Raw genomic sequence first — 24,910 nt, 5'->3', positions numbered from 1 at the left:
ATCACCCTGGTAGATGGGATCAGGGAGAGTGTCCATGGGCACGGACCCGAAGGCGACGGTCGAGCGTTATCTGCAGGCCCTCGAGGACCGGGATTACGAGGCCGCGCGCGCCTGCCTCGCCGGGCAGGGGTTTCGCTACGAGAGTCCCATCGCCAGCTACACTCGGGCCGAAGACCTGCTGGATCACGCCATGGTCGGCGGGTCGATTGTCCAGCAGCGGCAGGTGGTCAAGTGCTTTGTAGACGGTCCCGATGTCTGCCACTTCCTGCGCTACTGCATCCAACTCTCCGACAAGCAACAGATCGACCTGGCCCACTGGGCGCAGGTCGAGCAAGGGCGCATCCTACGCATCGTGGCCATCTTCGACGCCTACGCCTACTGGTCGATGTTCGAGGATTTGGAGCCCCAGGGGAAGCCGTGCAAATCGATTTAGCTGCCGCTCCGGCGGACCCAGGCGTCTACGATGAACGCAAACGCCGCTTGGTCGAGACCTTCACCAAACTCTACCTGCGCGGATCCTGGCGCCCCCTGGAACGACTGATCCGCCGTCTGCACGCCGCCGATGCAGCCGCCGTGCTGGTCGAGCTGCCGGTGCCGCAGGTGGTGGATACGCTCCAGGCGGTGAGCGATCTGCGCCACGCTGCGCAGATCGTCAACAAGATGCCGCTGGCGATACGGCACCAGATCGTTGAGGCGCTACCGCACAAGGACCTGGCCGAGTTGCTGGAAAACTTCCGGCCGGACGACCTGACCGACCTGATCCAGGCTCTGCCCGATGAGCAGCGCGACCATCCGCTGTCCGCCCTGGATGCGGAAAGTCGCAGCGAGCTCGATACCCTGCTGGCCCACGATCCGGGCAGCGCCGGCGGCATCATGACTACGGAGTTTTTCTCGTTGCCCGAGGCGTGCACGGTGCAGGAGGCGATCGAGGCCCTGCGCGGTTACGCCGACGCGGAGATGGTCTTCTACCTGTTCCTGACCGGAGAGGAGGGGCGGCTGACCGGCGTCATCTCGCTGCGTCAACTCCTGCTCGCGCCGAGCGATGCTCAAGTGGCAGATGTGATGAGCGGCCGGGTGATCCGCGTACGCACCGACACCGAGGAGGAGCAGGTCTCCCGGCTCTTCGACAAGTATCGCCTACTGGCTTTGCCCGTGGTCGACGACAACGACGTGCTGGTCGGCATCATCACCGTTGACGACATCATCGATGTGATCGGCGAATCGACCACCGAGGACATGCTGCGCATGGCCGGTACTCGCCAGTCGGAGATGCTGACCGATTCGGTGTTCCGCATTGCCGGCGTGCGGCTGCCGTGGTTGTTCGCCGCCTTCCTCGGTGGGCTCGGTGCCACCGCAGTCATCGGGCAGTACGAGGAGGTGCTTGCCCAGGTTATCATCCTCAGTGCCTTCGTCCCGATTATCATCGGCATGGCGGGCAATGTCGGGGTGCAGTCGGCCACCGTGACGGTGCGCGGTTTGGCTACCGGGGCGATCAACCCCCGCGATACCTTGGTTATGGTCTTCAAGGAGCTACGGGTGGGTCTGCTGCTGGGCGCCTTCTACGGCGTGATCCTGGCTGCCTACGGCTTCTGGGTGTATGACAGCCTTCAACTCGGACAGGTCGTCGGCCTCACCATCCTGACCAATATGACCGGTGCCGCGCTGCTGGCGGTCTCGCTGCCCATGCTATTCGTCCGGTTGAAGGCCGATCCCGCCGTGGCTACGGGCCCCTTCGTGACCACGGCGATCGACGTACTCGGGGTGCTGAACTACTTCGCCATCGCTTCCCTGATCTACGGCCTGTAGGGGCGGCCGCGCCGGTATGACGCGGGTACTAGCTTTGGGCCCCCGCGCCGTAGGAGACTAAGGGATCATGCTCAGGCTCCAAGATGAGCGCCGTTCGGGTCGTGCCGATGTCGGGTCGCAGTCTCTATACCCTGATGTACGTGGTGGCGACCGCCATCTGCGTCGGGATCAGCGTCTACCTCTCTTACTACGGCTACTATAGCCACTTGCAGGAACTGGCCATCTTCTTCGCCATCCTGTTGGGCATCTTCCTGTTCGGGACCGACATGCTGCTGCGCCGCTTTCGGCTCGAGGGGCGCAGTCCGCTCAAGCCTCTGGCGTTCTTTGTCATCGTTGCCTTTTTCAGTGGCGCGAGTAACTACAACTTCCTCTACACCAACTTCATGGAGCGCGACATGGCCGAGCGCGTGGTCAGCGACCAGTTCTCGGTCTTCCGCGACGATCTTACCGCGACGCGCAACGCACTGGCCGATGCGCCGGTCATCGAGCAGGTGGCCGAACAGCGGCGCGAATTGGCCCGCTCGCTCGACAACCTCGACACCCAGATCAACGATCCGCTGCGCCCGGGTTGCGGGGCGCGCTGCCGCGAGCATATCGAGGAGATCCACGACCAGCTTGGTGGGACGCCCACAGAGCTCGCCGTGCCGTCGCCGGACGCCGGCGACGAGGCCAACGAACGCTGGTATGAGCACTTTCGTGCGGCGGTTATCAACGACTTCGAGAACGGCGTCGTGCCCGCCGCGTACCACCGGGCCCGAGAGCTGATCGGGCAGATCGATGGGCTTCTAGATCGTTACGACGATCCCTACCGGGCGCTGGCCGAGGAGCTGGAGCAGCGTGATCGTGCCCTGCTTGAGCATCGGGATTTCGAGATCATCGCCGACCTGCGTACCCATTCGCGCGAGGTGCAGCGTCGCGCCAATGTGCTCCTACCCGAAGAGGCCGTTGTCCAGCACCGTGTCATCCGCTCGGACCTGGACAAGCTCGGTGAAATCCCCATCAGTGTGCGCGACGGCTTTGTGGATCGCCCCAATCCCGGGGTGACGGCGGTGTCGGTGATCCTCGGCGTGTTCGTCGATGTGGCCCCGGTGCTCTTCGCCTGGCTGATCTTTGCACCGGCTGCGGCCGGCGCGCGGGGGGGCAGCGCAGCCGGGCGGGGCCGTAATCGGGTGGCCACGCGCTAGCGGGCAAGGAGGGGAGCAGTGGTCGAACCCAGGGAGTCACGCTGGCAGTTGCGGCGCTATTACGAGCGCCGACCGGAGCAGGAGCAGCCCGTCACCGAGGCCGGTGATGAGGGGCCCACCCCGGCACCTTCGCCTTGGCCGTCCCCCGAGGAGCGTCTGGCCGCCGACGAGGAGCCGGTGCAGCGCGGCGCGCTGCTCGACGACAACATCGACCAGCGCCAGGGCAATTACCTGATCTCCTTCGGCTTCCCGGGGTCCGGCAAGACCACTTTCCAGTCCTTTCTGGCCTACTACGTCACCCACATCGGCCCCTTCGAGGCCCAGCCGCTCATCACCCCGGAGGAGAGCGTCCAGGGTTGGGAGCCGATGGCCATCTTCAACGAATGGATGCGCATTTGGGGGCAGGGGCGCTTCCCGCCGGCGAACCCGGTGGACGAGGGCGACATCCGCGAGCTGAGCTTCCGGGTTCGGCCGCTGCAGGGCGGTGGCGAACCGGTGGATCTGAGTTTCCTCGAGGCCTCCGGCGAGCTCATGACCCAGGTGGTGGCCGACCGGGTGCGCGACCCGGCCATGATCGAGACCCTGAGTCGCTACTTCGCCAACGAGCAGCTGCGGTTGATCCTGGTGCTGGTGGTCGATCCCGAGCAAGGCGAAGAGAACGACATCCTCTTCCAGAACCTGCTCGCCTTCCTCGATCTGCACTTCCCGTCGCTGCGCGAGCGGACTTCGCTGGCGGTGCTGGTCTCCAAGCCGGAACAGGCCCTGCAGCGGCTGCAGGAGCGGGACGAGCGCTACCGCCGTCACGAGGAGCTCAGCGCCGACGCCTGCGAGGCCTTCGTGCAGCGCTTTGCGCCGCGCACCTACCGCATCCTCGACGGCTGGACTCACCAGGATCGGGTGCAGCTCATGGCCCTGCATCTGGGCACGGTGGCCGACGGCGAGCACGGGCCGCGTCTGCAGGAGCCGGACTACGACGATATCCGCGACATCTTCGCCTGGATCTACGGCCAGTTCGGCGGCGGGCGGATGGGGCCGACCTGGTGGCAGCGGATCCTGGAGTGGCTGCGCCTATGACCGAAGGGGCGCCGGCGATCCTCGGTCGGTGCGCCTTCGCCACGGTGCGCGGCTTGACGGTCCACGGTAGTGGCGCCCTGGCGGGGCTGGCCGGGTTCCCCCAGGCGGTGGAGTTCCGCGGCCGCGGCGGCGACGACCATGCGCTGCCGGCGGCCAAGGAGCAAGTGGTCTTCCGCCGCGTGGTGCGCTACCAGGATGGCGCCGATCCCGAGCCCGGTGGTCGGCTGGATCTCATCGGCACGCTGGTCCGCCGCCTCGATGCCAGCCGCCGGGCGGGCTACGCCGGCGCGTGCGTGGCAGTGGCCCACCGCAATCTAGAGGCCTACGCGACGGCGCTGGACGAAGCGCAGGGGCTGATCCGTCAGGTAGACGAGGTCCTTGCCGAGGGCAGTGCCGCGCGCTGGTTGCGGGAGGCCGATAGCGGGCGCGGGGCGGGTCGCCGGCGCTTCGGATTCGAGGGGCGTGGCCCCGGTCGCGTGCTGTGGCTCCACCGCAGCACCGCCGCCGAGGCCGACCCGGAGCTGGTTCCCGAGGCGCTACGCCAGCTGGCCTGGCTGGATGAGCACGCGCTGACCGGGGTGCTGATCTTCCCGGCGGTACGGCCGGGCTCCCGCGCCGTGGACAGCGGCCTGATCGCCGGCTGCCGCCGCGCCAAGCAGCAGGAGATCGAGGGCGTCGAGGCTGGCTTCCGCGCCGAGTTCGAGCGCCGCCTGGCGGAGATCGAGTACGAGTACCAGGCGGCCGCCCGGGCACCGGCGCCACCGGGGCCGCGCGGCGGCGACTAGGGCACCACCAGCACCGGGAGTTGCACCGTCTCGATCAGCGAGCGGGTGTTGTGCTCGGCCAGCAGGGCGCTGCGGCGGCTGATGATCAGCTTGTCCACGGGGGCGTGGCTGAGGTGCCGGGCCAGGGCCGTCGGCGACCCGGCGGGCGTCAGCCACTGGGCGTCGGGGCAGTGTCGGGCCGCCCAGGCGCGGGTCGGGTTGTCGCCAGGGGGTGAGGGGGCAGTGTGGTCGGGGATGATCCGGGCCAGGGTCTCACTCTCGCCGAGCAGGGCGGCGGCACGGGTCAGCGTCTCGACGCCCGGCTCGCCGGGCTCGACGACCACGGCCACGCCGTGTCCCGTCCGGGGCCGCACTGGCCGCTCGAAGACCATCACCGGCCCCGGCGTGCCGAAGACGATGGCGCGGGCCGTGGAGCCGATGCGCAGCCCGCGGGCGCGGGCGTAGCCCACCTTGCCGAGTATCAGCAGGTCATCGCGGTCGACCAGACTGAGGGTCTCGCGGACGACCCCGCCCCGGCAGACCTCCAGGCGGTAGTGCACGCCCCGGCGCTGACCGGTGTACGCCAAGGCGCGGCGGATCTCCTCGGCGCGGGTGCGCATGCGCTGCTCTTCGATGTCGGTCTCCAGGGGGCGGGTGGCCCCGGAGAGGCCCACCTCGCGGGCCCAGGGGTATCCGGCGCAGCGCAGCAGGGCCTCCTCCTCGACGAAGATCGCCAGCAGTTCGGCCCGACGGTGGGCCGCTATCTCGGCGGCGGCCTCGAGGGCCTCCAGGCTGGCGCGCGAGGCATCCAGCAGGACCACGACCCGGCGCGGCGTCCCCCGCTCCGGCGTGTGCTCAGTCATCGTCATCCTCCGCGGTGTCCGGGGTGTCTCCGGCGTCGCCGTCGCCGCGGCGACGCTGGCTCTTGGCGAACTGCACCAGGCGGTCGGCGACAGCGCGGTTCACCGACCCCTGCGGGTACTCGCCGGCGTCGTCGCAGACACCGGCGGGTAGACCGGTGAGCAGCTCCAGGGCCTCGTCCACGCGGCTCAGCGGGTAAATGTGGAACTGCCCGGCGGCCACCGCATCGCGCACCTCCTGGCGCAGCATCAGATGCGGCACGTTGGTTGCCGGCAGCGCCACGCCCTGCTGCCCGGTCAGCCCGCGCCGCCGACAGACCTCGAAGAAGCCCTCAATCTTCTCGTTCACCCCGCCCACGGCCTGGACCTCGCCAAGCTGGTTCAGCGAGCCGGTGACGGCGATGCCGTGATCCAGTGGGACGCGGCCGATGGCCGAGAAGAGTGCACAGAGCTCGGCCACCGACGCGCTGTCGCCGTCGATTCCGCCGTAGGATTGCTCGAAGGCGAGGCTTGCCGACAGCGACAGGTCGCCCTCCGGGGCGAAGCGGCTGGCCAGAAAGCGCGAGAGGATCATCACCCCCTTGGAGTGGATCTTGCCACCGAGCTTGGCCTCGCGCTCGATATCCACCAGCTGCCCGCGCCCGGGGCGGGCGGTGGCGGTGATCCGTGTCGGACGGCCGAAACCGAAATCGCCCAGCTGCAGGACCGAGAGCCCGTTGACCGAGGCGGTGTGGTGCCCCTCGGTGTGGATCACCAGGGTGCCGCGCTCGATGGTCTCCTGGCTGCGATCGCGGATGCGCCCGGCGCGGCGCTCTTGGGCGGCGAGGGCGCGCTCGATGTGATCCTGGCCGATGATCTCGGCGCCGTCGCCGGTGGCGTAGTGATCCGCCTCCTGCAGTAAATCGGTGATGGCCCGCCCGCCGGCGGCCAGCCGCTCGCTGTCATCGGCCATGCGGCTGCCGTGCTCGATCACCCGCGCCACGGCGAAGCGGTCCAGGTGGCGCAGACGGCGCTGCCGAACCAGGGTGGCGAGCATGCGGGCGTAGAGCTGCTGGGTCTCGGTGTCCCGGGGGAGGTCGTCCTCCAGGTCGGCCTCAACCTTGAACAGTTCCGGGAAGTCCGGGTCGTAGGCGGAGAGCAGGTAGTAGACCATCCGGTCGCCGAGCAGCACCACCTTGGTACGCAGCGGCATCGGCTCCGGCTCCAGGGTGACGGTGGTCCAGAAGCCGTGGACCTGCTCCAGGGATTCGATGCGGATCTCTCCGGCAGACAAGGTGCGCTTGAGCGACGGCCAGGCCAGTGGCTGGGTGAGGATGCGGTGGGCGTCCACGACCAGGTAACCGCCATTGGCCTGATGCAGCGAGCCAGGGCGGATCAGATTGAAGTCGGTGAGCAGGGCGCCCTGATGGACGTGGTGCTCCGTTCGACCCACCAGTCTCTGGTGGGTGGGCATGTCCTCGTAGACCACCGGGGCGCCGTCGGCTGGATCGTGGGCGAGTAATAGATTGGCCCGGTAGCGGCCGAGGATGTACTCCACGTGGTCCTGCTCCCCGGAGCGGAAGGCGTCCACGTGCTCGATGATGTCGTTGCGGATGGCGTCCAGATGGGCCGCCGCCACCGGTAGCTCGCCGTAGCGCTGGCGCAGCTCCTGGATGCGCTGACCGACCGCGAGCAGGGTCATCTCCTCGTTGAGCTTGCGGACCTGCTGCTGGATCTCCTTGCGCCACTTGGGGATCTGCTGCACCACGGACTGCAGTCGTTCCTGCAGGAACTCGATGGCCTCCTGGTAGCGCTTGCGCTCCTCATCGGGTAGCTGCTGGAACTGTTCCGGCTCGATCACCTCGCCATCCTTCACCGGGGCGAAGCTGAATCCCGAGGGCGTCTGCAGCAGGGTGACGTCGTACTGTTCGGCCTCCTTCTGGATGGTCTCGAAGGCCTCACGCTGGCGGCGGTTGAGCTGCTGCTGCAGCTCCTGCAGCCGGTTCTGGTACTCGTCGCTCTCGAAGGTGGCCGGGATGGTGCTGCGCAGCTCCTCGATCAGCTGCTCCAGATCGTGGCGCCAGCGTGCCCCTTGGCCCGGGGGTAGCCGCAGAAGGCGGGGTTGTGTGGGCTCGTCGAAGTTGTTCAGGTAGCACCAGTCCGAGGGCGTCGGCTCGCGAGCGGCGCGTTCGGCCAGTAGGCGCTGGACCATCTCCAGCTTGCCGTCGCCCTCCGGGCCCATGACGAAGAGGTTGAAGCCCGGGGCGCGCATGTTCGCGCCCAGATCCATCGCCTCCAAGGCCCGCTCCTGCCCGGGTGGGCGGTCCATGCCCGCCAGCTCCTCGGTGGTGCGAAAACCGAGCTGCTCCGGATCACAGACCCGGTACAGGCGCTCCAGTGAAAGGGGCTCGGGTGCAGCCATGCTCATCTCCCATCCTTAGCGTGGGCCGTCGCGGATATTGCCATGAGGCCGCAATTATGCGGGTATGGCAAGGCTAGAGACCGTTGACCGAGGATCCAGGATCCGCCCATGCCCCCACCGACTGACCGCCGCCCACTGGACCCCTTACCGATCCCGATCGTAGCGATCGGCGGGTCGGCTGGATCCCTCAAGCCCCTGCAGGCTTTCCTGGCCCACCTGCCGACGGACTCGGGGGCAGCCTACGTCATCATCACTCACCACCCCAGCGGTCAGCGAAGCCTGCTCCCCGAGATCTTGGAGCGGCAGACGGAGCTGCCCGTGCAGATGGTCGAAGAGGGGGAGACCCTGGGCCCGGACCGCATCTACATTGCCCTGCCGGAGGACGGCTGGGCCCTCCGGCAGGGGCAGCTGATCCGGTCGCGAGCAACGGAAACGCGCCCTGGAGGTGGCGCCCCCTATCCCATTGATGCCTTTTTCCGCTCCCTCGCCGAGGAGGCGGGACAGGGTGGACTGGCCGTTGTCCTGTCCGGCACGGGTAGTGACGGCACCCTTGGGGTCAAGGCCATCAAGTCCCAGTCGGGCATGGTTATGGCTCAGGATCCGAAGACCGCTGAGTTCGGCGACATGCCGGCCAATGCCATCGCCACGGGGCAGGTGGACTACGTGCTAGCCCCGGCGGATATGCCTGCGACCCTGGTCGGTTATCTCGGGGCCCGCAGCGAGCGCCAGGGTGCGCCGTCGAGTCGTCGCCGCACGATCCCCGAAGAGGTTCTGGGCCCGATCCTTCGACAAGTCAGGCACTGCACCGGTCACGATTTCTCGGGTTACAAGACCAGCACGCTCGAGCGGCGCCTGGAGCGGCGCATGGACCTCTTGCAGATTTCCGATCCGCGCGCCTACTCGATCCACCTGCAGTCCCATCCCGAGGAACTCAACCGCCTGTTCCAGGATTTCCTGATCAGTGTCACCAATTTCTTCCGGGATCCCCGGGCCTGGGCCACCCTGTCGGAGGAACTGCTACCAGGCATGCTGCGGCGAGCCGCGCACAGGGGGGGCGAGTTCCGGGCCTGGGTGGTGGGCTGTGCCACCGGCGAGGAGGCCTACACCCTGGCCATTCTCATCCGGGAATGCCTAGCGGATTGGGAACAGGCCCCGGAGGTGCGGATCTTCGCCACCGATGTCGATCAGGCTGCCATCGAGACGGCCCGAGTGGGGCGTTATCCGGCCGGCATTGCCGACGACCTCACCCACCAGCGTTTGCGGAGGTATTTCGCCGCTGAGAACGATACCTACCGGATCGTCCGGGAAGTGCGGGACATGGTGATCTTTGCCGACCACAATGCGCTGCAGGATCCGCCGTTCACCCACATGGATCTGATAACCTGCCGTAACCTTCTGATTTACCTGGAACGGGACCATCAGATGCGCCTCCTGGCCCTGTTCCGCTACGCCCTGCGTGACCGCGGGCTCCTCTTCCTGGGGCCTTCCGAGAGTCCGGATCAGGCGAGCGAAGCCTTCGAGGTTGAGGCCAAAGAGGATCGGATCTACCGGGTGGCCGAAGATGCGGCACGGACCAACCTGCTTGACATGCCCGGACCCCGCCGCTTTGCGCGCAGCCTGCCGGTGCAGAGTACAGCCGCGCCCGCGGCGAACAGTGACGGGGAGGGTTTCTCCCACCACGTGGAACGTCTCCTTGCCCTGCGGTTTGCGCCACCGTCAGTGGTGGTCAACGACCGCGGCGAGGTGGCGTACATCCACGGGCGCACCGGTCGCTTCCTGGAGCCCGCTCACGGCCCGGTCCAGAACCAACTGGTGGAGATGGCGCGGCCCGGGCTGCGGGCTCCGCTGAGCCAAGCCCTGGAGGAGGTGGCGCGTGGCCGGGCAGAAGAGGTGGGCCAGAGGGTTCAGATCCAGACCGACGATGATGCCGATCCGGAGTGGCTCCGGTTTGAAGTCCGCCGCATCCACACGCCTGCCGCCTTGAAGGGGTTTCGCCTCGTGACCTTGTATTCGGAGGCGGGTACGGAGGTGGCGTCCCTTGGGGTGGAGCTTGAGCCGAGATCCGAGTCGGAGGCGGAGTCCGAGGGTCCAGGGACTGAGGCCGAGCGGCGTTTGAGGCGAGAGCTGGAAAACGCCCGCCAGGATAAGCAGGTAGCGGTCAATGAGATGCAGTCTACCAATGAAGAGCTCCAATCCATGAATGAGGAGCTTCAGTCGATGAATGAGGAGCTCCAGAGCAGCAACGAGGAACTGGAGGTCGCCAAGGAGGAGGTGGAGTCGCTCAACCAAGAGCTGCGCAGCGTCAACGCCGAACTCCAGGTCCGGGTGGACGACCTGACCGAGACCAACGACGACCTCAAGAACCTTCTGGACAGCACGCACATCGCTACGCTGTTTCTGGACGAAGCCCTGAATATCAAACGCTTTACGACCCCTGTGCAGGAGCTGATCGCCGTGCGCCCGGCGGACATCGGCCGGCCGGTGGCCGATCTGAAGACCAGCTTGCGGTATGACGGCCTAGTGGCGGATGCCGAGTCCGTTCTCGACACCCTGATCCCCCACGAGGTGCAGGTGCAGTCCGATGGCGGCGATTGGTATCTGCTGCGCATCCAGCCCTACCGCAGTACGCGGAACGTGATCCGCGGGGTGGTCTGCACCTTCCAGTCTGCTTGCACCTGAGTACCCGGCGCCTAGACTCGAAAGACAGTGTGGCTCTGATCCCGCTCGACATGGATGTCGCGTAACGGAAGTCCTGACAATGAGATGGCCTTAAAGGAACCCCCTTTGATGGGCGAAGACGAGCGGAGAACCCTTTCACCCGAGGCCCTGCGGGAAGCGGCGCGTCGGCGTCTGGAGCGGAGGGTGACGGACGTCTCCGACTGGAGCCGTGCGGATACCCAGTCCCTGGTGGCGGAGCTGGAACTGCACCAGCAGGAGCTGAGGATCCAGAACGAGGAGCTGCAGCAGGCTCGAGACCGACTGGAAACCGCCCTAGACCGCTACCACGACCTGTTCCAGCGGGCTCCGGTGGGTTATCTCCTGCTGGACGACGAGGGCCGGATCTGGGAGGCCAATCGGGCGGCCGCGGATCTCCTGGCCCCGGGGGGCGATCTGACGGGCCAGCTCCTCTCTGATTTCGTGGCGGTGGATGCCCAGGATGCGCTCTACCTGCACTGGCGCGCTCTGACTGCTGCTCGAGCCCCACAGGCCGTCGAACTGACCCTGGCCTGGGCGGAAGGAGCCTCCTGCGCGGTGCGGATGGAGAGCTCGGTGGAGCCCACCGCCGATCGGAGCCCCTGCCGGTTCCGATGTGCCCTGATGGATATTACGGAGCGTCGGCGCTCGGAGGAGCAGCTTCGGATCGCCGCCCGCGTGTTCGAGGATGCCGGCGACGCGATCGTGGTGACGGACCCAGACGGTCACGTCCAGACCATTAACAACGCCTTTACCCGAATCACGGGGTATACCGAGGGAGAGGCCCTGGGCAACACCGTGTGTGCCCTGCTCGACTCCGGACGGCACAGCGAGGCCTTCCATAAGGAGAAGCAGGAGAGCCTGGACCGTTCAGGCTACTGGCAAGGCGAGATCTGGCACCGCCGCAAAGGCGGCGAGCTCTACCCGGAGTGGCTCACCATCAACCGTATCGATGACGCCACGGGCCAGCCCCAGCACTTCGTGGCGGTCTTTTCGGATATCACTCAGCTTAAGGATGCCCACAGCAGGAGCGAGTACCTGGCCAACCACGACCCCCTGACCGGGTTGCCCAACCGCAGCCTGTTCCAGGACCGGCTTCAGCAGGCTATTGCTCAGACCCAGCGCCATGAGGGGCAAGTGGGTCTGATGTTCCTGGATCTGGATCACTTCAAAACCATCAATGACACCCTCGGGCACGAGGTGGGGGATGAGCTCCTGGTCCAGGTGGCTGAGCGACTGGGCGAACTGGTGCGGGATGTGGATACGGTCGCGCGGATCGGTGGCGACGAGTTCACCGTGGTGCTCACCGATTGCGACCCCGAGGAGGTTGGATCCATTGCGCAGCGCCTAGTGGAGGGCCTCGGTGGTACCTTCGTGGTCGATGGCCGGGAGCTGCAGGCCACGCCCAGTGCCGGGTTGGCCTTGTATCCGCGCGATGGTGAGGATGTGCACACCCTGTGCAAGGCGGCCGATATGGCCATGTACCGGGCCAAGGAGGATGGCCGCAACCGGCTGCGGCTGTGCGAGTCTGGGTTGCACCAGCGTCTCCTTAAGGATACTGCCCTGGAGGAGGCGCTGCGCCGGGCCCTCACGCAAGGTGAGCTGCGCCTCGTCTATCAGCCCCAGTTCGACGCCAGCGACCCCGGCCGGGTGGTGGGGGCGGAGGCCCTGTTGCGTTGGCACGACCCCGCATCCGGACCGATCAGTCCGGGGCGGTTCATCCCCATTGCTGAGCGTTCCGATCTGATCCTGGAGCTGGATCGACGCGTGGAGGAGCTATTGTGTGAACAGCTGAATACATGGTCGGCAGGCCATGCGCCCCCTGCTCCCATCTCGTTCAATGTCTCGGCCAAGAGCTTTCGGCAGGGGCATTGGACCAAGCGGCTCTTCCGGATCCTGTCTCGCTACGGCGTTGCCGCCGAGCAGCTCCAGGTGGAGTTCGCGGAGGGTACGCTCTCTGAGCGTGCCGGGGTCGTCCCGGAGGAGATCCGTCGGCTCCATGAGGGTGGCATCGCCCTGGCCATCGACGATTTCGGGACTGGCTTCACCTCCTTGGTGAACCTCAAGCAACTCCCGCTGGCCGAACTCAAGATCGACCAATCCTTCGTGGCTGGACTGGGTCAGGATGAGGACGCCGAGGCGATCGTCCGGGCCAGCCTCGCCGTGGCCGAGGCGATGGGGCTGAGGACTGTAGCTGAGGGCGTGGAGACCCAGCGGCAGTTGACCTGGTTGCAGGAGCAGGGCTGCCAACGCATCCAGGGCTCCCTCCTGAGCGCCCCCCTCGAAGCCGAGGATTTCGAGGCGCTGATCCGGGGCACACAAAAGCCCCCGCAATCACACTGATACGCCGGCTCGGATGGATCCAAGGGAGGGTCACAGATGGTGCCGGGAGTGGGACTCGAACCCACATGGGCGAAGCCCACTCGATTTTGAGTCGAGCGCGTCTACCAGTTCCGCCATCCCGGCACGGCTCACAAGTGTATCACGCCGAGCCGCGTTAGCCAGGTGCCGGTGTTTCAAGCTCAAGGAAAGCCGCAGGTGGTCGCCACTGGTGATGACGGAGTCAGTCGCGTAGTTTATCGCGCGTTCTGAGGCATGGCTGCGGCGCTGCGGTCGCGGCGGGGTGATAGGGAGAGCAGTATGCGCATCCGATGGAAGCTCGGTACGGGGTTCGGTCTGGTCATCGGTCTGGCCGGTGCTTTGGGTGCCGTGGCGGTATGGCAGTTGGGGACCATTGACGACCACGCTACGGAGCTCCGCGAGGAGGTGTTGCCCGAGCTGCTGGCGGCACGGCAGATCGAGGCATATGTGCAGCAGAGCGCCGAGCGCTGGCAGGAGTACGGTCTGACCCACCAACCCGAGGCTGCGGAGCGGGCCGCAGAGGCCCACGATGCGGCCGTAGCGCAGATCGAGCAGGTGCGAGCCGGCAGTCACGGGCGCATGGCCGAGTTTGCCGAGCGCGCCGAGGCCGCCATGGGGGCCTACCGCGATGCCACCGATGCCACGGAGGATGCCGTGGGGCGGTTGCGGGAGGAGCGGGACGGGCTGATGCGCTCAGCTACCATCGCCCTGGAAGAGACGCAGTACCTGCTGGATGAGCAGCGTGAGCGGGTCGAGGACGCCCAGGCGGCGGATTTCCGGGCGCCCGCCGGGCAGAGCGCTGCCGACGTACGCACCCGCCGGTTGCAGGATCTCTCGCGCCTGAACGAGATCCGCGTGGTTACCGGGGACATCCACCGTGCCGCCCTGCAGTCTCTGGAAACCCGCGATCCGATACGGCTGCAGGGCGCCCTGCCGGGGTTCGGGCAGGTCCAGGTGCACTTCAGTATCCTGCGCGCCAACGCCGCTGACGAGCAGGAGCAACAGATCCTCGAGGAGATCAACGACGCGATTATCGAGTACCAGGATTACGCCACCGGACTGGCCGAGGCGCAGGAGGCGCTGGCCGAGCTGCGCCATGTGCGGGCCGAGACCAGCGAGCAGGCCCTCGGGGCGGTGGTGGATCTGGCCAATCATACCGCCGAGAATGGCGAGCGGGCCAGTGAGGGGGTCGTCGGCGTGGTCCGCGAGGCCGGGGCGACCCTGGGCATCGGGCTGTTTCTGGTCGGCCTCCTGGCCTTCGGTATCGCGGCGTGGACCACGCGATCACTGACCCAGCCGCTGGGCCAGCTGGTCCATGGCCTGCGCGACATCGCCGAGGGTGAGGGCGACTTGACCCGCCGGGTCGACGAGCGCCGGGCCGATGAACTGGGTGACGTTGGCTATTGGTTCAACCGCCTGATGGATCGGATCCACGGCATGATCGTGCAGCTCTCCGGGGCGAGCCGGGATGTCACCGACGGCGTTGCGCGGATTGCCGCTAGCAATGCCCAGATCGAGTCGGGCATGACCGAGCAGTCGGATCAGACGCAGCAGGTCTCCAGCGCCATCGAGGAGATGTCGAGTTCGATCCACGATGTCTCGCGCCAGACCAGCGAGGCGGCTAGTGCGGCGGTGCAGGCCGGGGAGACGGCCGCCGATGGTCGAGAAACGGTCCAAGGTCTGGTGACCCGGATGCAGGAGGTCGCCGCCAGCGTCGAGCGTGCCGGCGAGGCGGTGACCGCCCTTGGACACAGTGGCGAGCAGATCGGCGAGATCATCTCGATGATCGACGGCATCGCCGAACAGACCAACCTGCTCGCTCTCAATGCTGCCATCGAGGCGGCCCGTGCCGGTGAGCAGGGGCGCGGTTTCGCCGTGGTTGCCGACGAAGTACGCTCCCTGTCCCAGCGGACGGTGGATGCCACACAGCAGGTGTCCGAGGCGCTGCAGCAGATCCAGGAGCGCACCGACACCGCCGTGCAGGGTATGCAGCAGAGTTCCGGGCAGGTCAACGACGGTCTGGGGCAGGCCGAGGCCGCCGGGGCGGCCCTGCAACGAATTGTCGAGAAGGCACAGAGCGTCGCCGAGAACGTGCAGTCCATCGCGACGGCCGCCGAGCAACAGTCGAATGTCGCCGCCGAGATCGCGCAGAATGTGGATGCGGTCAATCAGGTCACCCAGCAGACCAGCGGCGGCGTCAACCAGGCCGCGCAGACCGCCCAGCAGCTGCGGCGTGAGGCCGAGGCCCTGCAGGAGTTGGTGCAGCAGTTCAAGGTGACAGAGGGTGGCCCGTCATCGTGACCGAGTGGCGCCGCAGTGACTTTGACTACGCCTTGCCCGAGCGGCTGATCGCCCATCGGCCGGCGGCGCAACGCGCCGCTAGCCGGATGCTGGTGCTGCGCACCGATAGCGGGGCGCTGGCCGATCGGCGCTTCACCGACCTGCCGGCCTATCTGCGCGCCGGGGACCTGCTGGTCCTCAACGACACACGTGTGATCCCGGCCCGGCTCGAGGCGGCCAAGCCCACCGGGGCGCGGGTCGAGGTTTTGATCGAGCGGGTGGAAGATCCGGACGCGGGGCTGATCACTTGTCAGCTGCGTGCCAACCGGACCCCGAAGCCCGGCGGCCGGCTGGGGTTGGCCGACGGGGTGCAGGCCGAGGTGCTCGAGCGCGAGGGCCGCTTCTTCCGTTTGCAGCTGGCTGGGCTGGTCGAAAGCCTGTGGGACTACCTGGAGCGGGTCGGCCACGTGCCGTTGCCGCCGTATATCCGCCGGCCGGACGACGACGAGGATCGCACCCGCTACCAGACCGTTTTCGCCGCCCGCCCGGGGGCCGTCGCCGCGCCGACGGCGGGGCTGCACTTCGATGACGCCCTGCTCGAGCGGTTACGCGCCGACGGGGTGGGGACGGCTCGGGTGACGCTGCACGTGGGTGCCGGGACGTTCGCCCCGGTGGAGAGCGATGATCTGAGTGCCCACACCATGCACGCCGAGTGGCTGGAGGTCAGCGCCGAGACGGTGGCCGCTGTCAACGCTACCCGAGAGCGCGGCGGCCGGGTGGTGGCCGTGGGGACTACGGTGGTGCGGGCCCTGGAGAGTGCCGCGGCGGACGGCCAGCTGGCACCTTACAGTGGCGAGACGCGGCTCTTCATCACTCCGGGGTACTGTTTCCGGGCCGTGGACGGACTGCTCACCAACTTCCACCTGCCCGAGTCGACGCTGCTGATGCTCGTCAGCGCCTTCGGCGGCTACGAATCGGTCATGGCCGCCTACCGTCACGCCGTGGCCGAAGAGTACCGCTTCTTCAGCTACGGCGATGCCATGCTGCTGATCTGATCCGTCTGGGCACGGGTGCGGCTAGTCTTCGGCGCGTTCGAGCTGCCGGTGACAGCGGGCGCAGCGGTAGATCTGCGTGCCGCGCAGGATGCGGTTGTGACGGGTGGTGCTCAGCTGCACCTCGCCGCAGCCGCAGCGGTAGCGCCAGCGGCGCTGGACGCCGGGCAGGCCGGTGACATCCAGGTCGTGAGTGCGCCGTGGCGGGACGCCCATGCGCTCCATCATCCCGCGCCAGGCGGCGTCGTGGCCGCGGCTGTCGTAGAGGTGGAAGGCGGCCAGGTGGGCCAGCTCGTGGACCACGGTATCCGGTAGAATGATGCGGAACCCGTCGTCGCGCCGGAGCATGGGGCGGTTGAACGCGACTACCCAGCGGCGCAGGTCGGCCCGCCCGGCAGTCGAGCCGCGGCGCAGCCACTCGACCTTGGGGGTGGCTACCCGGTTGAGCCGCGGGTAGGTGGTCCCGAACCGGTCCCACCAGGTCCGGGTTTCCCGTTCCACAAACCGCGCGCGCTCGGCTACCGAGGTTGGCATGCTCACGAGGGGGCCTCCGCCGTTCCCCGTTGCGTGGAGGTGGCCAGTGCCCGGGTCGCCGCTGCCCCGTCGCCCTCCGGCGCCAGCCCAGCCTCCAGTTGATCGACCCAGCCCCGAACCTGGCTGGTCGTGACGGTCCCCTCGTGGATCGCCCCGCCGGCGGCGACCAAGGCGCGCTGCAGCCGGTCCTCGCGGCGGCTGGGTGGGCGCGGGTCGAGATAGCCGTGCTGTTCCAGCCAGTCGCGGAGTTCGCCGATCTTGCGCGTCCGGAACCCGGAGACTGCCTTGTTCTGCAATGCCTCGAGGATGGCGGCGGCGTCGCCGCCGTGGGTCTCGGCCAGTTGGGCCACGTCATCACGCAGGGTGCTGCCGGCGATCGGTGTTGCCGCGGCCAGGGTGGCGCGGTCGATGGGGAAGCCGCGACCGATGGTGTAGGCCTCCTGCCACGCCTCGGCGACGACAAGCCGGACCCGCAGATCGTTGGCCTCTTCCTCGGTGAAGAGGGTCCGGGCAGCGTCGCTGCTCAGCAGGCCGCGCAGCGGGCCCAGATACTCGAAACCGGCGTTGAGAATCCGGTGCAATCGCTCGAGGTCGTCACGCAGCAGATGGAACAGGTGGACCTGACCGATGTCCTGCCAGGGGTCGATCCAGGGGGCACCGATGGCGGCTCCGTAGCTTGCAGCGGTGTGGTCCTGGGGCTCCGCGGGCGTCGGACGGGGCGGCAGCGCGAGGCCTTCGGCGGAGGCGCTGCCCCGGGCCAGGCGGCGGACTTCCGCTAGGTCGATCACCGGTGGGTCGATGCCGACTTGATGCCAGAGCTGTGGCTCGGCGGCCTGCGCGCTTAGGTAAAAGACCTGTCGCCGATCCTCCTCGGCCAGGGTGGCCAGCGCCTCGGCCACGGCGCTGAAGCGCTCGCGGTCGGTGGTGGTGAGGGCCTCGTCGAGGAACAGGGGCAGGGGTTCTCGGCCGCGTTCCGCTTCCAGCGCAAAGGCGACCCGGACGGCGAGCAGCAGCTGCATGCGCGTGCCCGTGGACAGTTCGGCGAGGCTGCGGTCGGCGCCGGCATGCTGGTCGTGGGCCAGGAACCGGCCGTTGCCCTCGGCGTCGGGAAGGAAGCGCAGGGTGTACCGGTAGTCGGTGAACCGGTGCAGCCACCCCTCGGCGCGGCGCAGTGCGTCGGGCCGGCGCTCGCTGGTGTGTTCCTGGCGGACGTCGTCCACCAGCCAGCGGCCCGCGCAGGCGATCAGTGCCTCGTCGAGCCGTTCGGCCAGTGCATCGCCGGCCTGCTGGATCTCGGCGCGGGTGTGCTCCAGCGGGCGTGTCTGCTGGACGTAGTGAATCCGCTGGCGGATTGAACCGATGGTCTCGCTGATCTGCTGTGCGTCGCCGGCCCGTGCCAGGCGATCGCTGGCCTCGGCGTGCAGGGTCTCGGCGGAGGTCTGCTCGGCGCGCTGCAGCAGCTCGTTGGCATCGGCCAGGGCGCGGCGGGCCGCTTGTGCCTCGGCCTGCCACTGGTGGCGATGTTCCTGGAGCTGTTGCCAGTCGGGGCGCTGCTCCAGGCGCTGGCGGAGGGTGTCCCGATCCCCGTCGGGCAGGCCGGCCCGGGCGAACAGCTGCTCGATGGCCGCGCGCCGCTCGTCGACTTGCCGCAGGAGGTCGGCTCGCCATCGCTCCACGTCCTGGTGCTGGCGAAGCGCCTCGGTGCGCTGTTGGGCTCGGTTGGCCAATCCGTCGACGGCGGCGATCAGGGCCTCAACGTCGTCGCTGCCGTCCGGGGGTAAGGAGTGCCAGGAGGTGAGAAAGCCGCTGACCTCGGTGCGCAGGCGCTCGGCTTCGCCTTGGCGCGCCTCGCGCCGGGCCTCAGCCTCGGCCCGCTCGGCGGCGGCCTGGTTCCAGTCGCGCAGGCTCTGCAGGTAATGCAGGGTGCTCGCTGCCAACCGGTTGCCGTCGCCGCCGAGCTGGCGGGCGCGGCGCGAGAGATCCTCGCGCAGCCGCTGCAACTCCCGCTTGCACCGTTGCTGTTCGGCGGCGCGCTGGCTGTGCTGCTCGCGCCGCTCGGCAGCGTGGAGCAGGGTATCGAGCTGCTCCAGGCAGGTGCCCACGGGGTCGTGCTCCCAGGCGCTGGGCTGGGGCAGCTCGGTGGGGTAGCGCCGGCGGGCTGCGTCGCGCAGGGCGTCGGCCTGCGGGGCGCGGAGTACGGTGCTGGCCGCGTAGCTCAGGGCAGCGGTGGCACCCAGGCCCGCTGCCACCCAGCCGGGATGCCACTGCCACTGTGGCTCCAGCCACAGTAGGGTGCCGACCAGCGTCGGCGGTGCGGCCATGCCCAGTACCCCGGCGGTACCGCCCAGGATCCCCGGGCGGGGCGGTTTGCGGGCGCTGAGCCAGTGGATGAGTTCGCGGCGGCCGGTCCGCACGGTCTCTGCCCGGGGCAGGCGGGGGTGGTCCGGGTCGGAGAGGCGGGCCAGCTCCCGATCCAGGGCCGTCAGTTCCGCCTCGGCGCGCTGGTATGGTTCGAGCTGCTCCTCCAGGGTGCGCAGCGCCGTCGGGTCGATGCGCACGGCGGCGGGTTCTGGTACGCCCAGGGCCTCGGCGAGTTCCTGCTGCCGCTGCCGGGCGGCCGCGATATCCTCCTCGGCCTGGCGGCACTCCCGCTCGCGCTCGCTGAGTTCGCGCAGCAGCTGGCGGTGGCGCTGCAGGGTCTCGGCATCGGGGGCGGCTTCGGGCAGTCGGGTCTCGGTCAGTTGTCGGGTGGCGGCCCGTTCCGCCTCGGCGAGTTTCTCTTGCTCGGTGCGGAGTCGGGCAAGGGCTGCCTCTTCCTGTTCCAGGCGCTGGAGTTCGTCGCCATGGAGCCGGTTCATCTCGGCCGGGAAATGGGCCAGCCGGTCATCGATCTGTTCCAGTTCGGCCCGGGCCGCCGCCAGCTCGGCGGCCTGACGCAGTTGCTCGGCCTCGTGCCGGGCCTGCTCGGCAGCCCGGTAAGCCGTTTCCAGGTCGGCCAGGCGCTGCTCGTCGGCGATCAGGGCTTCATGTTCCTGCCGCCGCTCCCGCCACTGGCTGCGTGCCTGTTCCAGGGTACGTGCCTCGGTTTCGCCGTGATTGCGCTTGATATGGAACGGGCCGCGCTGGGCGGTCAGCGCGGCCAGATCGTAGCCGCCGGCAAGCTCGCGGACGAGCGCCCGACCGATCTCGGCGTCGGTGGCACCCGGATCGGTGAGCCCTTCCACCTGCAGGGCGTAGCAGTCGAGCAGGTGTGGGGGCGGCAGTGCAGGCGGATCGGCCGGGGCGCCATCCCGATACCAGGTGACTCGGTCGCCGATCCTGACCACCTGCATCGGGCCGGTAGCCGTGTCGATGTCCGCTTCCAGGTGCACCGTGCCGGTCATGCGTCGGCCCGGTTCGAGCAGGGCGTGCAGGGCGCGGATCAGACTGCTCTTGCCCGAGGCGTTGGGGCCGACAATCAACTGCAGCCCGTCGCCCATGCCCTCTACGGTGAAGCCCGGGTCGATCCCGGGCAGACGCAGGATCTGGATCCGGCGCAGTCTCACGGTGCGGTCTCCCGGTCCTGGGTCAGAAGGTGTTCCAGGGCGCGTCGGGCGGCCTGTTCGAGGACCTCGGCGATGCGGGCCTCGCCCAGGTCCGAGGGCTCCAGGCCCCAGTAGGTGCGCTGGCGGGTGACGGCCTCGAGTTCCGGTCGGGCGCGGCGGATCAGTTCGGCACGCTCGCGGTCCCCCGGGTCGCGGCGCAGGATCAGCAGGCGCCGGGCCAGGAGTCCGACCGGGTCGCTGCCCTGGGCTAGGCGCTCCAGGTCGAGCGCCGGCTCCGTCGCCATGCGTACGGCCTCGATGAAGTAGTGCACGCCGTCGCGGACTTCGTGGAGTTCGGCCAGTCCGGTCTCCTGCAGTCGTGCTTCGATGGCGATTCCGGCTGATGGGCGCCCAGTGATCTGCAGCCGGCAGCCGACCGCCTGGGGCTCGGCGCCGGAGCGGCTCAGGGCCAGGTGGAGTTCGTCCAGGGCTGCCATGACCCGGGGGTGGAGGTCATCGGCGTGCTCGACCCCGTCGGCGTTGACCGTCAAGGGCTCCCAGCGCAGGGGGGCCAACGGGATGTGCTCGGCTTCGATGTGCCCGGGGCCGTCGACCCGGATCCACCACGGGCCGCGGGCGCCTGGCTCTCCGGGGTCGAGGCCGAGGACGCTGCCCAGGTAGCCGATGGGGCGCGGTCCGGCCAGGGCGTCCGGGCGGTGGATGTGCCCCAGTAGCCAGGCATCGCTGTCCGCTGCCTGCAGGTCCGCCGAGCGCACCGGGGCGTAACGGCTGCCGGTCTGGTCGCGATCGCAATGGAGCAGCCCGATGCGCGGCTGGTTACCGCCACGTTGCGGGACGGGGGTGGCGAGGGGGCTATCCGGTGCGGTGGTACCGGGGAAAGACCAGCCGAGGATCTCGACCCCGGCCAGCTCGATGGCCTCCCAGGTGCCGCCCTGGCCGATCAGTCGGAAGGCCGGGAGGCTCTCAGCCAGGCGGGGCAGGACGGCACCGTCGTGATTGCCGGAGACGGCGGCAACGGGGATGTTGTGGTCGGCCAGCCGCTCCACGCCGCGGCGCAGATCGGGGAATGCCTCGTAGAGGTCGTCGCTGTCCTCGACCACGTCGCCGGCGAGCACGACGGCGTCCGCGCCTTCGCGGACGGCCCGCTCGACGCACATCGCCCAGGCAGCGGCAGGGGTTAGACGGCCGGCAGGGTCCACGGCCGCCGGGACACGGCTCGGGCGGCGCCCCAGGTGCAGGTCGCCGATGGCAAGGATGCGTACAGGCACGGCTCTCCATGACAGGGTCAATGCATCCTCCATGCTAACACTGGCAGGTGGCAAGGACGGCTTGCCGATGGTCAGATGCAATCCTATGCATAGAATGGCATCTTCCCATCCCCAGGGGGCAGGGGCTCGGGTACCGTTAACCCCGCATTCGGCAAAAGGACGTTGCCGACCCCCGGAAAAACGGAGTGAGAGCCCGATAGGGGTGCGGGATAGGGAGATCCCGCGGCAGTTTCCTTCCCGAATGTAGGGGCAAGGGGCGGGGTGGTCAAGGACGACCGCCCCGCCCAACGCCCGCCTCCTTGCCGAAACCCTTTATACTGGGTGCCTCCCCGGCGTCGGATGCGCGTTGTGCCATCCCGCCCCTGGCCTCGCGAAAGGAGGTGGTTCTATTGAATCGTCAGCGATCCCCGATGCGAGCGCTGCATGGTGCGCTGCTCGCGCTGCTGCTCATGATCCTGGGCGGTTGCGCGCAGCTGGTGAGTTATTCGGTCAATCAGGACGAGGTCCAGGCGCACTTGGATACACGCCTGGAAGCCTTGCAGGACGTGCGCCTGCAGAGTCCGCTGGCGGCCTTCGACTTCTCCGTGCGGACGGCCGATGTGACCCTCGGACCGGAAGAGGCGCCGGACCGGATCCAGCTCGATATCCTCGGGCGGGCCGGCGTGGATCTGTTGATGGGGCAGGAATCGGCTGGTGTGGCCCTGCGACTGCGCGGCTTGCCGGACTACGAGCATGAAGACGGGGCCATCTATATCCGGGAGCTGGAGTTGGTGAGCAGCCGGGTGGAGTCGCGTTGGTTCAACGGTGAGGTGACGGAGCTGGTCGAGCCGGTGGTCGGGCTGGTGGGGGAGCACCTGGAGCGGACCCCGGTCTACGAGATCGAGCGCGAGAGCGCCACCGGACGGGTGCTGGGCCGGGTCCCCGCAGAGGTACGGGTCGAGCCGGGCCGTCTGGTCCTCAGGCCGCGCTAACCCGTGGCTTTAACCCCCGAACAGCGGCAGGTCATCGAGCACCCGGGTGGGCACGCCCGGGTCAGTGCTGCGGCCGGTTCCGGCAAGACAGCGACCCTGGTCGCGCGGGTGGTGGAATTGCTGCGCCGCGGCGCCGATTCGGCGCGCATCCGGGTCCTGATGTTCAATCGCTCGGCCCGCGAAGATTTCGAGCGGCGATTGGCCGTAGCCATCCGGGAGGCCGGCTGCCAGGCCCGGGTTTCGGTACAGACATTCCACAGTGCCGGATATCGGCTGTTGCAGCGACTCGAGGCCGAGGGTGTGGTGCCGCGGCGGCGCTTGGAGAGCGCCGACTGGGTGGCCCGCAAGCTGGCCCGCACGGCGCTGGAGGCGGCGCTGGAGAACCGGGACGAGGCGGAGGCCGTGGAGGACGAGGCCGTCGACGCGTTCCTGGCCTTCGTCGACGTGGTCAAGGCGGACACCCGCGAGGCGGCCGTCATCCACGCCGAGGCGCCCCGCCTGCTGGGAGCGGCACTCCCCGGCCACTACCTGGAGGCGTTCCGCCGCTTCGAGGCGTTGCGCGATGATCAAAACGTGCGTCTGCTCAACGATCTGATCCACGAGCCGGTCCAGGCCCTGCTGGCGGATGATGCCCTGGCGCGGCGGTTCCGGAACCACTTCGACCACGTCATCATCGACGAGTATCAGGACGTTAACGAGGCTCAGCAGCAGCTGATCCGTTGCATCGCCGGTGACCGTGCCGCGGTGATGGTCGTCGGGGATCCGGATCAGTGCGTTTACCAGTGGCGGGGGGCGCGACCGGAGTACATCGTGCGCCGCTTCGACGAGGACTTCCCGGGGGCTGCCAGCTATACCCTGCCGCATACGTTCCGCTTCGGTCATGCGGTGGCGCTGCTGGGTAATCACACGGTGGTCCGCAATCGGCAGCGGGATGGCAAGCTGTGCCTGGCCGCGCCCCGGAATCCGGCCACTGAGGTTCGTCGCTGTACCGACAGCGATCCGGAACTCTATCGGCGCATCCTCGCCGAGCACCGCGCGACCGGAGGTCGGTTGTCCGATGTGGCGGTGCTGGTGCGCCTCTACAGTCTGGCCGCGCCGCTGGAGCTGGAACTCCTCGAGGCCGGCGTGCCATTGCGTCTCGAGGGGCGTGCGGGGCTGTTCCAGCGGCGGGAGGTTCGTGCGTTGCTCGGCTATCTGCGCCATGCCGCGGGGCTCCTGCGTGACCCCCTGCCGGACGGCGCTGGGCCGGCCGAGCTGCTGACCGAGATGCTGATGCTGCCGGTAGCCGGCCTGCGCCGGCCCGAGGCACAGGCGGTCGCTCAGGGGTACGCCGATGCACGGCTGCCGCTGATCCGCAGCCTGTCCCGGGCGGCCGAAGACCTGCCGCGCTGGAAGGGTCGACGGCTGCGCCAACGGGTGGCCTCGCTCGAGTGTCTGGGGGCGTTCCATGGCGACGATCCGGTGGCGGATGTGCTGGATGAGATCGTCTCGGAACTGTCGCTCTACGAGGCCATCGCCAGTGGCTCGCCCAGCGCCGAGGCAGCCACGGATCGCAGCATGATGGTCGATGCCCTGCGCCGTTTTGCTGCCAGCGGAGGATGGGGGCTGACCGAGTTCCTGGAGCGGTGCGACGAACTCATCGCCCGCTCGGCGCAATGGCAGGACGCCCCGCCGGAGCAGGCCGTGCGCGTGACCTCGATCCACCGGGCCAAGGGGCTGGAGTGGCCGGTCGTCATCGTGCCCGGTCTGGCCGAGGGTACCTTCCCCTACGGCGTCGGAGAGGCCACCGCGGCGGATCTGGAGGCAGAGCGCCGCCTGTTCTACGTGGCGGTGACCCGCGCGCAGCACCGGCTGTATCTGGTGCACCCGCAAGATCCGCGGCTGGAGCGGGCCCTGCGCGGTGGGCGGGCCGAGCAGTTTGATCCGCACCGGGCGGTGGCCTCGCGCTTTCTGGCCGAGGCGCAGCCGGAGCACTCGATCGCCGCCGGGGCGGCGCTGCATCGGGGCGAGACGCCCGACAAGCGGCTGCGCACCCGGGTGGTCGGCGACTACCTGGCCGCCTTGCAGGGCCACGAGGTCGTCACCGACTGAATCCGTTTACGCCGCTCGGCGCAGT

16 protein-coding genes and 1 tRNA gene are annotated in these 24,910 nt (G+C 68.4%); 11 read left to right on the top strand and 6 right to left on the bottom strand.

Annotation, left to right across the window (positions count from 1 at the left end; all coding sequences use genetic code 11):
- Positions 1-34: 34 nt before the first annotated feature.
- The 5 genes from HHAL_RS08680 to HHAL_RS08660 all read left to right on the top strand — a co-directional run bounded on the left by HHAL_RS08680 (position 35) and on the right by HHAL_RS08660 (position 4,849).
- The gene (locus tag HHAL_RS08680) at positions 35-433 is read left to right on the top strand and encodes a nuclear transport factor 2 family protein (RefSeq protein WP_041595136.1); all 399 of its coding nucleotides are present in this window, start codon (positions 35-37) and stop codon (positions 431-433) included.
- The gene (gene mgtE, locus HHAL_RS08675) at positions 418-1,806 is read left to right on the top strand and encodes a magnesium transporter (RefSeq protein ID WP_011814508.1); all 1,389 of its coding nucleotides are present in this window, start codon (positions 418-420) and stop codon (positions 1,804-1,806) included. Before HHAL_RS08680 ends, mgtE begins: the two co-directional genes overlap by 16 nt.
- Before the next feature lie 83 nt (positions 1,807-1,889).
- Complete coding sequence (locus tag HHAL_RS08670; protein ID WP_041595135.1) at positions 1,890-2,990, top strand: hypothetical protein; 1,101 nt, start codon at positions 1,890-1,892, stop codon at positions 2,988-2,990.
- Positions 2,991-3,008: 18 nt separating this feature from the next.
- Positions 3,009-4,064: a hypothetical protein gene (locus HHAL_RS08665; protein ID WP_011814506.1), complete on the top strand. Its 1,056-nt coding sequence runs from the start codon at positions 3,009-3,011 to the stop codon at positions 4,062-4,064.
- Positions 4,061-4,849 (top strand): hypothetical protein, encoded by a 789-nt coding sequence (locus HHAL_RS08660; RefSeq protein WP_011814505.1) that lies wholly within the window; start codon positions 4,061-4,063, stop codon positions 4,847-4,849. The genes HHAL_RS08665 and HHAL_RS08660 overlap by 4 nt, the downstream gene beginning before the upstream one ends.
- On the opposite strand, the gene HHAL_RS08655 is transcribed toward HHAL_RS08660, so the two are convergent.
- Together HHAL_RS08655 and HHAL_RS08650 are read right to left on the bottom strand one after the other, a co-directional pair.
- On the bottom strand, positions 4,846-5,691 hold the full coding sequence (locus tag HHAL_RS08655) for a universal stress protein (RefSeq protein ID WP_011814504.1): 846 nt from the start codon (positions 5,689-5,691) through the stop codon (positions 4,846-4,848). The genes HHAL_RS08660 and HHAL_RS08655 overlap by 4 nt on opposite strands.
- Complete coding sequence (locus HHAL_RS08650) at positions 5,684-8,089, bottom strand: ATP-binding protein (protein ID WP_011814503.1); 2,406 nt, start codon at positions 8,087-8,089, stop codon at positions 5,684-5,686. The genes HHAL_RS08655 and HHAL_RS08650 overlap by 8 nt, the downstream gene beginning before the upstream one ends.
- 108 nt (positions 8,090-8,197) lie before the next feature.
- Here HHAL_RS08650 and HHAL_RS08645 point away from each other — a divergent pair, with 108 nt between their 5' ends.
- Both HHAL_RS08645 and HHAL_RS08640 read left to right on the top strand, forming a co-directional pair.
- Positions 8,198-10,768 (top strand): CheR family methyltransferase, encoded by a 2,571-nt coding sequence (locus HHAL_RS08645; RefSeq protein WP_011814502.1) that lies wholly within the window; start codon positions 8,198-8,200, stop codon positions 10,766-10,768.
- Positions 10,769-10,876: 108 nt separating this feature from the next.
- Complete coding sequence (locus tag HHAL_RS08640) at positions 10,877-13,126, top strand: putative bifunctional diguanylate cyclase/phosphodiesterase (RefSeq protein WP_011814501.1); 2,250 nt, start codon at positions 10,877-10,879, stop codon at positions 13,124-13,126.
- Between the two features lie 37 nt (positions 13,127-13,163).
- On the opposite strand, the gene HHAL_RS08635 is transcribed toward HHAL_RS08640, so the two are convergent.
- Positions 13,164-13,249: transfer RNA gene (locus tag HHAL_RS08635), tRNA-Leu, on the bottom strand.
- A 174-nt stretch (positions 13,250-13,423) separates the two neighbouring features.
- On the opposite strand from HHAL_RS08635, the gene HHAL_RS12710 reads away from it, so the two are divergent.
- On the top strand, positions 13,424-15,445 hold the full coding sequence (locus tag HHAL_RS12710; RefSeq protein ID WP_011814500.1) for a methyl-accepting chemotaxis protein: 2,022 nt from the start codon (positions 13,424-13,426) through the stop codon (positions 15,443-15,445).
- Positions 15,442-16,479 (top strand): tRNA preQ1(34) S-adenosylmethionine ribosyltransferase-isomerase QueA, encoded by a 1,038-nt coding sequence (queA, locus tag HHAL_RS08625; protein ID WP_011814499.1) that lies wholly within the window; start codon positions 15,442-15,444, stop codon positions 16,477-16,479. Before HHAL_RS12710 ends, queA begins: the two co-directional genes overlap by 4 nt.
- Positions 16,480-16,500: 21 nt before the next feature.
- On the opposite strand, the gene HHAL_RS08620 is transcribed toward queA, so the two are convergent.
- From HHAL_RS08620 to HHAL_RS08610, 3 genes are read right to left on the bottom strand one after another with little or no spacing between them, the layout of a single operon-like run.
- Positions 16,501-17,010: a SprT family zinc-dependent metalloprotease gene (locus HHAL_RS08620; RefSeq protein ID WP_011814498.1), complete on the bottom strand. Its 510-nt coding sequence runs from the start codon at positions 17,008-17,010 to the stop codon at positions 16,501-16,503.
- A 2-nt stretch (positions 17,011-17,012) separates the two neighbouring features.
- On the bottom strand, positions 17,013-20,555 hold the full coding sequence (locus tag HHAL_RS08615; RefSeq protein WP_011814497.1) for an AAA family ATPase: 3,543 nt from the start codon (positions 20,553-20,555) through the stop codon (positions 17,013-17,015).
- Positions 20,552-21,823 (bottom strand): metallophosphoesterase family protein, encoded by a 1,272-nt coding sequence (locus HHAL_RS08610; RefSeq protein WP_011814496.1) that lies wholly within the window; start codon positions 21,821-21,823, stop codon positions 20,552-20,554. The genes HHAL_RS08615 and HHAL_RS08610 overlap by 4 nt, the downstream gene beginning before the upstream one ends.
- 410 nt (positions 21,824-22,233) lie before the next feature.
- Here HHAL_RS08610 and HHAL_RS08605 point away from each other — a divergent pair, with 410 nt between their 5' ends.
- Both HHAL_RS08605 and HHAL_RS08600 read left to right on the top strand, forming a co-directional pair.
- Positions 22,234-22,794: a YceB family lipoprotein gene (locus HHAL_RS08605; protein ID WP_041595134.1), complete on the top strand. Its 561-nt coding sequence runs from the start codon at positions 22,234-22,236 to the stop codon at positions 22,792-22,794.
- Positions 22,795-22,797: 3 nt separating this feature from the next.
- Complete coding sequence (locus HHAL_RS08600) at positions 22,798-24,885, top strand: ATP-dependent helicase (RefSeq protein ID WP_011814494.1); 2,088 nt, start codon at positions 22,798-22,800, stop codon at positions 24,883-24,885.
- Positions 24,886-24,910: the final 25 nt, after the last annotated feature.

Source organism: Halorhodospira halophila SL1 (genome assembly GCF_000015585.1).
Classification (GTDB): domain Bacteria; phylum Pseudomonadota; class Gammaproteobacteria; order Nitrococcales; family Halorhodospiraceae; genus Halorhodospira; species Halorhodospira halophila.
This window is presented reverse-complemented; position numbering and strand designations above follow the sequence as displayed.